Genomic DNA, 12619 nt, shown 5'->3' with positions numbered 1-12619 from the left:
GGTGTTTATCGCCAAATCCGCGCAGCGGTTCAAGCCCCGGAACGCAGCCGCGCGCTATTCCGACGCATCGGGAAAGGCGGTGGTCAGCTGCGCAACGCCCGTCTGCTTGTCGAAAATGCAGACCGACAGTTCCTGCCCCTGCGCAGTTTCCGCGGTCACCAAAGCCGCCGCATAGCTGTCCGAACCGAATTCGTTCAGGCGCAGATCGATTTCCGAACCGGGGGCGGATCTTTCTGCCAGATCTGTGCAGGCTGCCCTCAGATCCCTGCGCAGCTGTTCCCATGCCTCGTCACTTGATGCATAACCGCCAACAGGCACGCAAAGCGCCAGACAGGTCAGCAGGGTTGCCGGATAACCATGTTTCACAACAGTTTTCCTTTCAAGGGAACGCATCTGGCGGCATCATGTTTGGTGACAGTGGCCTTTCCGGCCACCCAAGTCACATGAGAGAACCGTGATATGCAAAAATTCAAACGCGCCACGGCATTTGCCCTTCCCGGTCTGCTGCTGACCCTGGCGGCCTGCGCCACCACGAATTACACCGTCAGCAGCCAAAGCTGCGACCTGCGCAAGCATCAGGCATTGGTCGGTCAGAACGTCGGCGGCATCACCCTGCCCCCAACGCTGCGCCGCCAGGAGGTGCCCTTCGGTTCGTCGCCCCGCATGTCGAACGACCCTTCGCGCCTGACGATGTTCATCGACGTGAAGGGCTGGATCGGACAGGTCGCCTGCGGTTAACCGCGTTTTGACCGCTTGTTGCCGCCGCGCTGTCCGGCGCGGCCCGCCGTCGAACGTCCCGACGACTTGACGGCAGCATCGGCGGCCTGATCGATGGCAGATTGACGCGCCATCGGATCGTCGGAAATAGCCAGATCGACCGCCTCAAGGCGTTTGACCTCATCGCGCAGACGGGCGGCTTCCTCGAATTCCAGATTTTCGGCGGCCTTGCGCATTTGGGTCCGCATGGCGTCCAGATGGGCGGCAAGGTTCGCGCCGATCAGCGGCTTGTCGACCTTGGTCGTGACGCGCGACTGATCGGTATCGCCCTGCCACAGCCCGGCCAAGACATCCTCGACGTTCTTGCGGACCGTTGTCGGCGTGATGCCATGTTCCTCGTTATAGGCCATTTGGCGTTCACGGCGACGGTCGGTTTCGGCCATCGCGCGCTCCATGCTGCCGGTAATCCGGTCGGCATACATGATGACCCGCCCGTCCGAATTTCGCGCAGCCCGACCGATTGTCTGGATCAGCGAGGTCTCGGACCGCAAGAAACCTTCCTTGTCAGCGTCCAGAATGGCGACCAGTCCGCATTCGGGAATATCCAAACCCTCGCGCAGCAGGTTGATGCCGATCAGCACATCGAAAGCGCCAAGGCGAAGGTCGCGCAGGATCTCGATCCGTTCGATGGTGTCAATATCGCTGTGCATGTAACGAACCTTGATGCCCTGTTCATGCAAGTATTCGGTCAGATCCTCGGCCATGCGCTTGGTCAGCGTAGTGCACAGCGTCCGCATGCCCTTGGCGGTGACGCGGCGAACCTCGTCCAGCAGGTCGTCGACCTGGGTCTCGACAGGGCGGATTTCGATCACCGGGTCCAGAAGGCCGGTAGGTCGGATAATCTGTTCGGTGAAAACACCACCGGTCTGGTCCATTTCCCATTGCGCCGGGGTGGCACTGACAAAGACCGACTGAGGCCGCATTGCGTCCCATTCCTCGAACTTGAGGGGCCGGTTGTCCATGCAACTGGGCAGACGGAAGCCGTGCTCCGCCAGCGTGAACTTGCGCCTGAAGTCGCCCCGATACATGCCGCCGATCTGCGGCACGCTGACGTGGCTTTCATCGGCAAAGACGATGGCGTTGTCGGGGATGAATTCGAACAGCGTGGGGGGCGGTTCACCCGGTGCGCGGCCCGTCAGATAGCGGGAATAGTTCTCGATGCCGTTGCAGACACCGGTCGCCTCCAGCATCTCGATGTCGAAATTGGTGCGCTGTTCCAGCCGCTGCGCTTCCAGCAGCTTGCCTTCGTCGGTTAGTTGCTTCAGTCGGCCATGCAGCTCTTGTTTGATGCCCTTGACGGCCTGCTGCATCGTCGGGCGCGGCGTCACATAGTGGCTGTTGGCATAGATGCGGATCTGCTTGAAGCTGTCGGCCTTGGCACCGGTCAGAGGGTCGAACTCGGTGATCGCCTCCAGCTCATTCCCGAAGAAATCAAAGCGCCACGCGCGATCCTCAAGGTGTGCAGGCCAGACTTCGACCAGATCGCCACGCACGCGGAAACCGCCACGCTGGAATGACGCATCAAGACGTTTGTACTGCTGCGCCACCAGCTGTCCCAGAAATTCGCGCTGGTCATAGCTTTCGCCGACAATCATGTCCTGCGTCATGGCCGAATAGGTCTCGACCGAACCGATGCCATAGATGCAGCTGACCGAGGCCACGATGATCACATCATCGCGTTCCAGCAGCGCCCGGGTGGCACTGTGGCGCATCCGGTCGATGGCCTCGTTGATCTGGGATTCTTTCTCGATATAGGTGTCGGACCGCGCGACATAGGCTTCGGGCTGGTAATAGTCGTAATAGCTGACGAAATATTCGACTGCGTTATCGGGAAAGAACCCTTTAAATTCGCCGTAAAGCTGGGCAGCCAGCGTCTTGTTCGGGGCCAGGATGATGGCGGGACGGTTCGTTTCCTCGATCACCTTGGCCATCGTATAGGTCTTGCCGGTGCCGGTCGCACCCAGCAGGACCTGATCACGTTCACCGGCCTTCACGCCTTGCGACAGTTCGGCGATGGCCGTGGGCTGATCGCCTGCTGGCTTGAATTCGCTGTTCATGACAAAACGTTTCCCGCCCTCAAGCTTAGGGCGGGTCACTTCGGCAAAGCGCGTCACGGGCGCGCTGGTGTTGTTGTGACCCATGAGGTTCCTGATCCGTTCGAGCTTGCCACCAAGATGTGTGTGGCATGCCCAAAGATCAACAGCCCTGCGTCACCCTTTCAGGCGGGCGGGCTGCAACGCGTCCCAACCCTCACCGCCGTCAAGTTCCTCGGCCAGAATTTCGGCGGTGACGGGACCAAGGGTAAAGCCCTGATGCCCGTGTCCGAAATGTGCCCAGAGGTTCGGCTGATCGGGGATGCGCCCTACCAGTGGCAGCATGTCGGGCATGCAGGGACGGCGTCCGGTCCAAGGCTCCGCCTCGACGGGCGCGCCCAGATCGAACAGCTCGCGTGCGGCTTCCTCACCGTGACGCAACTGCGGTGGGGTGCTGCGCGGGTGCAGGGTCAGTTCGGCCGCCGTGGCGATCCGCAGACCGCGACGCATCGGCGAAAACACGACAGAATTTCCGAAATCGGCGATGGGATGATGCGGTGCGGCCTCCATCCGGTAATGGCGGTGATAGCCACGCTTGTAGACCATAGGCACCTTCAACCCGAAGCGTGCGGTCAGCATCGGCGACCAGGGCCCAAGCGCCACGATGGCATGTTCGCCCGAGGCGTCGTCCACCACCCATGCCTCGCCCTTGCGATGCAAATCGCCCGCATCGGCATTGACGATCTGACCGCCCTGCCGTTGGAACAGCGCTGCATAGGACGCGACCAGCGCGCCGGGATCAGATGAATTCCAGCTGTCCGACCAGTGGGTTGCGCCCAAGATATCAGCCTTTATCGAAGGCTCCATCGCGCGCAGTTCCACCCCGTCCATCAGCCGTGCCTGAACACCGAATTCGGTCTTGAACCGTTCGGCATTCTTCTGCGCCTTGTCCAGCTTGGCGTGGGTGCGATGCAGTTCGATATAGCCGTCACGGCGGATGATGTTGTCCGCGCCCGCTGCCGCGATCAGCGGCCCGTGCATATCAGTTGACTGGCGGATCAGCTTGCCCCAAGTGACCGAAGCCCGCCGGTGCGACGCAGGCAGCGAATTGATCGCGTATTTCCACACCGCCCCGACTTGGGAAACCAGCCCCGGAATATTCCATTTGACGTCATAGCCGCGGCCCATGGCGATCTGGATCAGGGCGGCGGGTTGCAACGGCATGGCATATGGCTCGACAGCCTCCGTCTGGATCAGGCCCGCATTGCCATAGCTGGTTTCGCGCCCCGGTGATCCACGATCGACGATCGTCACCTGATGACCACGCGCTTGCAGCGCCAGACCGGTCGTCACGCCGACCATGCCCGCACCCAGAACCAGAACCTCTGCCATGACGGCCTCCTGACTTGCTTTATGTCAGGGATGCCCAGATCGGCGGGTTGGGGCAAGATTTATCGGGCAATCTTCGACGACTGCCCGATAATTTGCAAGATTCAGGCGAAAAGCTCATGGCAGAAGCTTAATCCTTCGACCAAAGCGTCTACTTCTTCGACAGTGTTGTACATGGCGAAGGATGCACGCGCGCTGGCATTGACACCAAAGAACTCCATCAGTGGCATGGCGCAATGGCTGCCGGCACGCACCGCGATGCCGCGCTTGTCCAGAATGGTCGAGATGTCATGCGCATGCGCGCCCTGCATCACCATCGAAAAGATCGCCCCCTTGTCCGGCGCATCCCCTTGGATCTGCAACCAGTTCAGGTCGCGGAAGCGGTCACGGGCATGGTCGCGCAGGGTGCGTTCATGGGCGGCGATATTCTCCATCCCGAGGCCCATCATGTATTCCAGCGCGACGCCAAGGCCGATCTGGTTGACGATGCCGGGGGTGCCTGCCTCGAACCGAAGGGGCGGGTCGTTATAGGTGATCGCATCGCGCGCGACGGTCTTGATCATGTCACCACCGCCCATGAAGGGGCGCATCTCGGCCTGCCGTTCGGCCTTGATCCAGATCGCGCCCGAGCCGGAGGGACCGTAGAGCTTGTGACCCGTGATGCAGTAGAAATCGACCCCAAGCGCCGCCACATCGACCGGCATGTGGACCGAGGCCTGACTGCCGTTGACAAGCACGGGCACATCGGTGCCTGCGGCAATCGCGGCTACATCGACCACGGTGCCGGTCACGTTCGACATATGCGTCACGGCGATCAGTTTCGTGCGTGGACCAACGGCCTCTAGTACCTTTTCGGGCGACAGGCTGCCATCGGGCTCCGGCTCGACCCATTTCAGGACGACGCCCTGACGTTCGCGCAGAAAATGCCACGGCACGATATTGGCGTGATGTTCCATGACGGACAGCACGATCTCATCGCCTTCCTTCAGCCTCGGCGCGGCCCAGCCATAGCTGACCATGTTCAACGCCTCGGTCGAGCCGGAGGTGAAGATCACCTCATCCTCCTGCGGGGCGTTCAGAAAGCGGGCGATGATGCCGCGCACGCGTTCGTAATTGTCGGTCGCCAAATTCGACAGATGGTGCAAGCCGCGATGGACATTGGCGTATTCGCCAGAATAGGCGCGGCTGATCGCGTCGATCACGACCTGCGGCTTCTGGGCGCTGGCGCCGCTGTCCAGATAGACCAGCGGCCTGCCGTTGACCTGCGTGGACAGGATGGGAAAATCGGCACGGACGGCATTCACGTCAAAGCTCATTGCGGCATCTCCGGCAGCAGGCCAATCGAGGCGGCGAAAAATGACAGCAGAAAGCCCATGGCCAAAAGTGTCGCGAAAAGACCCAGCATCACCTTGGGACCGCTGGCAAAACCGTGCAGCGCCTTGGTGAACTGGACCGTCAGCCAAAGGAACATGGCGATGGCCAGCAACCCCAGCATCCCCGACAGCGACGGCAGCGCCAGCGACAGTACGATCTGGGCGATCTGGATCAGCAGCAACATCACCTCGATCCAGACAGTCAGCAGCAGCGCATCGGCAAAATTGCCCTGCCCGCCGAACATGCGGCCGACCCCCGTCATCAGGCCCGCACCCACGATGATGGCGACCATCTGCATCCCTGCCATCACCAGCGGCTGCTGGACCAGCGAATACATCGGCGGCGTTTCCGCCTGCGGAACGGGGAACAGCATGGCCGCCAGATAGGCCAGCAGCCCTGAAACCGACACCGCCAGCAGCAGCGCCATCCAGCGCACGGGCATCGGCAGGTTCAGTGCCATCAGCATCCGCGCACCGGTTTCGGGGTTGCGCAGGGTCTGACGCACAAGCGCCTTGAAGTCGTCAAAGGTCATAAGCGTCTTACCAGTGCTGAGATGCCCGCACCCCAGATGAACAAAAAGGCAATTCCTGCGATGGTCTGGGTCAGTGCCAGCGCCGGTCCCGGACCGATCAGCCCGGCAACCATTCCCGCCAGCAGCATTGCCGGCGAAACCGCCAGCAGCGCCCAGAACAGCGCCAGACGCGCATCCTGCGGGCCAAGGCGCCAAGGCGTCAGGCGCGACAAAAGCGACGTCAGCGCAGCCACGCCATAGGCCAACAGCGGCATCATGAAGATCGTGCCCATGACCGCGCCGCCGATCCGCGCTTCTAGTGGAATCGAAGGGTCCAGTGCGGCTGCGCGGGCGTGACCGGGGGCCTGTGCGATCAGCGAGATCAGCATCGCCACCATCAACACCACCAGCATGACCCGGTCCGGCATGCCGGAAAGGCTCCGCACCACATGGCGCGGAGCCCACCAGCTTTCGAACACGCGCAGAACCATACCGCCGCGCGCGGTCCTTAGATGTGCGGACGAGTTGTCAGCCACGCTTCCAACCGATCATTGATGTCATCACGCAGTTCTTCATCCTCGACCTCGGACAGGGCGTCGGCCAAGAAGGACAGCACCAGGAAGACGATGGCGCGGTCATAGGGCACACCGCGCGACCGCAGATAGAACAGCGCCTCTTCGTCGATGGCACCCGTGGTCGAACCATGCGAACATTTGACGTCGTCGGCGTAGATCTCAAGCTCGGGCTTGGCAAGGAACTGGCTGTTTTCATCCAGCAGCAGCGCTTGGCTGATCTGATAACCGTCGGTCTTTTGCGCGCCTTGCTTGACCAGGATCTTGCCCTGGAACACGCCGGTCGCGCCGTTCTTCAGCACCTTCTTAAAGACCTGACGGCTTTCGCCGCGTTCGGCCCCATGGGTGATAAAGACGGTGTCGTCATGGTGGAACGCACCGTTGTTGCCGTCACCCAGAACCGCTGCGGCGATATGCGCAACCGCATCGTCGCCGACCATGTCGATGGCGCCTTCGTGACGCATCAGCGTGCCGTTGACGGCCAAAGTGAAGCTCTTGAACTGAGCCTCGGCGCCGACGCGGGCGAAGATATGTGACAGACCGACCTTGGGATCGACGGCCCGCTTGGCTGCGATATGGTGCAGCTTGGCGCCATCGGCCAGATCAACCTCCAGCATGCCGTTCGAGCGTGCGCCGACCATGCCGCTTTCCAGCAGAGTCATTTCGGCGCCCGCCTCGACACGGATGACGTGATGCCAGACAGCATCGGCATCTTCCGTGCCACGGCGATACAGAACATGCACCGGTTTCGACGGCTTGCCCGTCACGCGGATCAGCAAACCGTCATGCGCCACGGCGGTGTTCAGCGCCGCGAAGGGACGCTTGACCGGGGTCTGACCGGCCAGCTCCAGCTGACCGTAGAGGTCGGCGGACCAGTGGTCGCCTGCTGCATCGGCCTTGGCAAGGGTCGTGATCTCGATCCCTTCCAGCGTCAGATCGTCGGATGCGGCCTCGTCGAAGGCACCGTCCACGAACACCAGCGTCAGCTTGTCGCGACCGGTGAACAGCGGCGATTCCGCGCCATCCGCATCGAACGGCAGTGCCGTTGCGGTCGGCGCGTTGAAGGCACGAGGGTCGGTATAGCGCCAGTATTCGTCACGCGGCGCGGGCAGGCCCATGGCGCGCAGACGCGCCATCGCATCCGCACGCGCATCGGCGCTGAAGCCCGCATCGGGCATGGTGATCGCAGCAAGGCGATCTTCCAGTGCGCTCGCAGCTTTCGGGTTGCCCGAGACCTGCGGCGTCACCTCATTGATGGGTTTCACGGCGGTATCGGACATCAATCGGCCTCCGCCAGCAGATCGCCGTAACCGTTGTGTTCGACTTCCAGCGCCAGTTCCGGGCCGCCCGACTTGATGATGCGGCCATTCGACATGATGTGGACGACATCGGGTTTGATGTGATCCAGCAGGCGCTGGTAGTGGGTGATGACCAAGAAGCTGCGGTCGGGCGAACGCAGGGCGTTCACGCCTTCGGACACCAGACGCATGGCGTTGACGTCCAGACCCGAATCCGTTTCATCCATGATGCACATGCGCGGCGACAGCATGGCCATCTGCAGGATCTCGTTGCGCTTCTTTTCCCCGCCCGAGAAGCCGACGTTGACCGGACGCTTCAGCATTTCGGGGCTGATCTGCAGATCGGCGGCCTTGGCGCGGACTTCCTTGAGGAACTCACCCGCGGTCAGTTCGACTTCGCCGCGTGCCTTGCGCTGCGCGTTCACGGCGGTGCGCAGGAACGTCATGTTGCCCACGCCGGGGATTTCAACGGGGTATTGGAACGCAAGGAACAGACCGGCAGCGGCGCGAACCTCGGGGTCCATGTCCAGCAGGTCTTCACCGTCCAGCGTGGCTTCACCGTCGGTAACTTCGTAACCGTCGCGGCCCGACAGCACATAGGACAGCGTGGATTTGCCCGAGCCGTTCGGCCCCATGATGGCGTGAACCTCACCTGCGGGCACTTCAAGGGACAGACCTTTCAGGATCTGCTTATCCTCTTCTTCAAGTTTGACGTGCAGGTTGTTGATTTTCAGCATAATTTCCTCAAACGGCAAAGACGCCCCTTGGGCGCCGTGATGTCAGTTGGCCGGGCCCCGAAGACCCGGCCGAATATTCAGCCCACCGAGCCTTCCAGCGAGATGGCGACCAATGCTTGTGCTTCCATGGCGAATTCCATCGGCAGAGCCTGCAGAACCTCGCGGCAGAAACCGTTGACGACCAAGGCCACAGCCTCTTCCTCGTCCATGCCGCGCGAACGGCAATAGAACAGCTGGTCGTCATCGACCTTACTGGTCGTCGCCTCGTGTTCGACACGGCTGCTGGTGTTCTTGACCTCGATATAGGGCACGGTGTGGGCGCCGCATTTATCGCCGATCAGCAGGCTGTCGCACTGGGTATAGTTCCGGCTGTTGGTGGCACGCGGATGCATGCTGACCAGACCGCGATAGGTGTTCTGCGCCTGACCCGCCGAGATCCCTTTGGAAACGATCCGCGACTTGGTGTTCTTGCCCAGATGCACCATCTTGGTGCCGGTATCGGCCTGCTGCCAGTTGTTGGCGATGGCGATCGAATAGAACTCGCCCTGGCTGTCGTCGCCGCGCAGGATGCAGGACGGGTACTTCCAAGTGATCGCGGAACCGGTCTCGACCTGCGTCCACATGATCTTGGAGCGTGCGCCACGGCAATCGGCCCGCTTGGTCACGAAGTTATAGATGCCGCCCTTGCCGTCCTCGTCGCCGGGGAACCAGTTCTGGACGGTGGAATACTTCACCTCGGCATCTTCCAGAACGACGATTTCGACCACTGCAGCATGCAGCTGGGCGATGTCGCGCTTGGGGGCGGTGCAGCCCTCGAGATAGCTGACCGAGCTGCCTTTTTCGGCAACGATCAGCGTGCGTTCGAACTGGCCGGTGTTTTCGGCATTGATCCGGAAATAGGTTGACAGCTCCATCGGGCAAGTCACGCCTTCGGGGATGTAGACGAAGGACCCGTCCGAGAAGACCGCGCTGTTCAAAGTGGCGAAATAGTTGTCGGTCGCCGGAACGACCGTGCCCAAATATTTCTTCACCAGCTCGGGGTGTTCGCGGATCGCTTCGCTGATCGAACAGAAGATGACGCCGGCCTTGGCCAGTTCGTCCTTGAAGGTCGTGCCGACGCTGACGCTGTCGAAGACGGCATCCACGGCGACCTTGCGGCCTTCGGCGGGCGCGTTTTCAGCACCCTCGACGCCTGCAAGGATCATCTGTTCCTTCAGCGGGATACCCAGCTTTTCATAGGTCGCCAGCAGCTTGGGATCGACCTCGTCCAGCGACTTAGGCTTTTCTTGCATGCTTTTCGGGCGCGCATAGTAGTACTGGTCCTGATAATCGATCTCAGGATAGTTCAGCATCGCCCATTTCGGCTCGGTCATGGTGACCCAACGGCGATAGGCTTGCAGCCGCCACTCGGTCATCCATTCCGGTTCGCCGTTCTTTTCCGAGATCAGACGAACGATGTCTTCGCTCACGCCTTTCGGCGCGTATTCCATCTCGATCTCGGTGTTCCAGCCGTATTTGTAGCTGCCCATGTTCTGCACGGTTTCGACCGTTTCGCGGTTGACGCCTTCGCGCACGTCAAGATCGGTGGTACCCGTCATCCCTTATCCTTCCTTGGTGGCGGGCCCCTGCCCAGCCATTCCCGTCACGCCGTTTCTATCGCGCCAGCGTGAATACGACTTTTCCCAGGCATCCGCAAATCGGTTGATCTGATCGTCGCCCAAAGCCGGGCTTATCGATATGCGGATCGCCGATTGCGCAAGCTGATCGTCAAAACCCATGGCCTGCAACGTGCCACTAGCCCGAACCTTGCCCGACGAACAGGCCGAACCTGCCGAAATCGCAAAGCCTGCCAGATCCATCTGCATGACCTGGGTTTCGCCCTTCCACCCCGATGTAAGAAGGCAGGTGGTGTTCGGCAAGCGCCGCGCGCCTTTTCCGGCGATGACGGCCTCGGGCGCGATGTCGCAGAGGCGCGCCTCCAGCAGGTCGCGCCGTGCGGCGACTTCGTCCCACATCCCGTTCTCCAGATCGCGCTGCGCGGCTTGGGCCGCGGCGGCGAAGGCCAGGATGCCGATCATGTTTTCGGTCCCGGCCCTGCGACCCTGTTCCTGACCGCCGCCGCGCAGCAGCGCCGGCACTTCGGTTCCCTTGCGCAGAACCAGCGCGCCGATACCCTTGGGACCGCCCAGTTTATGCGCGCTGACGAAGCCCGCCGTGACGCCCAGCCAGTTAAAGGCGAAGGGCACCTTGCCGAAGGCCTGCGTCAGATCGCTGGAGGCCAGCCCCTGCGGCAGGTCCTGCATCACGCCGGTTTCGCTGTTGGCCAGTTGCAGGCTGGTCGTCGCCGGATCGTCCACGGTGACGATGCCGTCTGCGTCCACCGGCAGCGTCGCGTCGCACCAAACCTTGATGGCGCTATGTTCAACCTCGGCGCAGCGCATGTTGCGACCACCAAGGATCATCGCCGCCGCCTCGGTCGTGCCCGAGGTAAAAACCACATCAGCACCCTCGGCCCCCAAGGCGACCGAGATCTGTTCACGCGCCCGCTCCATCGCCATCTTGGCGGCGCGGCCTTCGGTATGGACCGAGGAGGGATTGCCGCCGATCTCCAGCGCCTCGACGATGGCGGCCTTCACCTCGGGGCGCAGCGGGGTTGTGGCGTTCCAGTCCAGATAGGTTCTCATGTCGTCTTTCCGTTCAGATGGTCGGCGATCCGTTCTGCCAGACGTGCTGCCACGTCGTCCTTGCCCATGCGGGGCCATTCTTCAGGCCCCGTATCGCTGATCAGGGTCACCGCGTTTTCAGTGCCACCCATGATACCCGTCGCCGGGCTGACATCATTCGCCATGATCCAGTCACAGCCCTTACGCAACCGCTTGGCGGTTGCATTCGCGATCACATCATTCGTTTCGGCAGCAAAGCCGACGACCAGATCGGGCCGGTCATCAGCGCGGCTGATCCACGCCAGAATGTCAGGATTTTCGGCCATCTCTAGCGCAGGGGGCTGGCCAGAGCCGTCTTTCTTGATCTTGCGATCCGATGCCCCCACCACATGCCAATCCGCCACCGCCGCCGCCATGACCGCCGCATCGGCAGGCAGCGCCGCCTGCACCGCATCGCGCATCTGGCGGGCGGTTTCCACCGCGATCACCCGCACGCCCGAAGGTGCCGGAACCGCCGCAGGTCCCGTAACGAAACTGACCCTTGCGCCCAGATCGCGCAAGGCCACTGCAATCGCTGCCCCCTGCGCCCCGCTGGAGCGGTTGGCGATATAGCGGACCGGATCAATCGGTTCATGCGTCGGACCGGATGTCACGATCACATGCCGCCCCGCCAAAGGTCGCTTCGGCAAAAGGGCGTCGCGGATGGCCGTAACGATGGCCTCGGGTTCGGCCATCCGGCCTGCGCCGTATTCACCGCAAGCCATGTCGCCGCTGTCCGGCCCCACGGTCAGGATGCCGTCGCCATGCAGGGTCGCAAGGTTGCGCTGCGTGGCAGGGTGATCCCACATCCGCACGTTCATCGCCGGCGCGATCAGCACCCGCTTGTCCGTCGCCAGCAGCAGGGTCGAGGCCAGATCATTCGCCTGCCCCTGCGCCATCTTGGCCATCATATCCGCCGTCGCGGGGGCGACCACGACCAGATCGGCATTACGCGACAGCTGGATATGGCCGATCTCGGCCTCGGAATTGCGGTCCCACAGGGTGTCGTGCACGGGTTCGCCCGCCAGAACCGACAGGGTCATCGGCGTGGTGAACTGCGCGCCCGCCGCCGTCAGGACGGGCGTGACTAACGCACCCTCGGCCCGGATCAGCCGGATCAGCTGCGGGATCTTGTAGGCCGAGATCCCTCCGCCCACGATCAACAGAATTCGTTTGCCCAGCATTCATCCGCCCCGCTTGCTTGCGCCCCGAACAGATAACCGCCA

The 12619-nt window shown here is 62.1% G+C and carries 12 protein-coding genes; 1 reads left to right on the top strand and 11 read right to left on the bottom strand.

All coding sequences use genetic code 11. From position 1 onward, the window contains the following. Positions 1-54 precede the first annotated feature (54 nt). On the bottom strand, positions 55-366 hold the full coding sequence (locus SJY40_RS05750; RefSeq protein WP_378943719.1) for a hypothetical protein: 312 nt from the start codon (positions 364-366) through the stop codon (positions 55-57). Positions 367-459: 93 nt separating this feature from the next. On the opposite strand from SJY40_RS05750, the gene SJY40_RS05745 reads away from it, so the two are divergent. Next, positions 460-738: a hypothetical protein gene (locus SJY40_RS05745; RefSeq protein ID WP_378943717.1), complete on the top strand. Its 279-nt coding sequence runs from the start codon at positions 460-462 to the stop codon at positions 736-738. Here SJY40_RS05745 and uvrB read toward each other — a convergent pair. The 10 genes from uvrB to coaBC form a co-directional block, all read right to left on the bottom strand. Then, entirely contained in the window at positions 735-2918 is a 2184-nt protein-coding gene (uvrB, locus tag SJY40_RS05740; RefSeq protein ID WP_378943715.1) for an excinuclease ABC subunit UvrB, read from the bottom strand. The genes SJY40_RS05745 and uvrB overlap by 4 nt on opposite strands. A gap of 69 nt (positions 2919-2987) precedes the next feature. Beyond that, complete coding sequence (locus SJY40_RS05735) at positions 2988-4202, bottom strand: NAD(P)/FAD-dependent oxidoreductase (RefSeq protein ID WP_378943713.1); 1215 nt, start codon at positions 4200-4202, stop codon at positions 2988-2990. A 101-nt stretch (positions 4203-4303) separates the two neighbouring features. After that, a complete protein-coding gene (locus SJY40_RS05730) occupies positions 4304-5515 on the bottom strand; it encodes a cysteine desulfurase (protein WP_378943711.1) in 1212 nt (403 codons plus the stop codon). After that, positions 5512-6105 carry a Yip1 family protein gene (locus SJY40_RS05725; RefSeq protein WP_378943709.1) on the bottom strand — a complete coding sequence of 198 codons (594 nt, stop codon included), beginning with the start codon at positions 6103-6105 and terminating at the stop codon, positions 5512-5514. The genes SJY40_RS05730 and SJY40_RS05725 overlap by 4 nt, the downstream gene beginning before the upstream one ends. Continuing rightward, positions 6102-6512, bottom strand: coding sequence for a hypothetical protein (locus tag SJY40_RS05720; protein ID WP_378943707.1), 411 nt, complete (start codon positions 6510-6512; stop codon positions 6102-6104). Before SJY40_RS05720 ends, SJY40_RS05725 begins: the two co-directional genes overlap by 4 nt. A gap of 80 nt (positions 6513-6592) precedes the next feature. After that, positions 6593-7936, bottom strand: coding sequence for a SufD family Fe-S cluster assembly protein (locus SJY40_RS05715; protein WP_378943705.1), 1344 nt, complete (start codon positions 7934-7936; stop codon positions 6593-6595). Further along, positions 7936-8691 carry a Fe-S cluster assembly ATPase SufC gene (gene sufC, locus SJY40_RS05710; protein WP_378943703.1) on the bottom strand — a complete coding sequence of 252 codons (756 nt, stop codon included), beginning with the start codon at positions 8689-8691 and terminating at the stop codon, positions 7936-7938. Before sufC ends, SJY40_RS05715 begins: the two co-directional genes overlap by 1 nt. 77 nt (positions 8692-8768) lie before the next feature. Continuing rightward, entirely contained in the window at positions 8769-10289 is a 1521-nt protein-coding gene (gene sufB, locus SJY40_RS05705; RefSeq protein ID WP_378943701.1) for a Fe-S cluster assembly protein SufB, read from the bottom strand. 3 nt (positions 10290-10292) lie between these two features. Continuing rightward, positions 10293-11375, bottom strand: coding sequence for a cysteine desulfurase family protein (locus tag SJY40_RS05700; protein WP_378943699.1), 1083 nt, complete (start codon positions 11373-11375; stop codon positions 10293-10295). Then, on the bottom strand, positions 11372-12577 hold the full coding sequence (gene coaBC, locus SJY40_RS05695; protein WP_378943697.1) for a bifunctional phosphopantothenoylcysteine decarboxylase/phosphopantothenate--cysteine ligase CoaBC: 1206 nt from the start codon (positions 12575-12577) through the stop codon (positions 11372-11374). The genes SJY40_RS05700 and coaBC overlap by 4 nt, the downstream gene beginning before the upstream one ends. Between the last annotated feature and the right edge of the window lie 42 nt (positions 12578-12619).

Origin of the sequence: Paracoccus sp. R86501 (genome assembly GCF_042466435.1) — a bacterium.
In the GTDB taxonomy this organism is placed as follows: domain Bacteria; phylum Pseudomonadota; class Alphaproteobacteria; order Rhodobacterales; family Rhodobacteraceae; genus Paracoccus.
The sequence above is the reverse complement of the archived record's forward strand: the minus strand, read 5'-3'. Positions and strand labels throughout refer to the sequence as shown.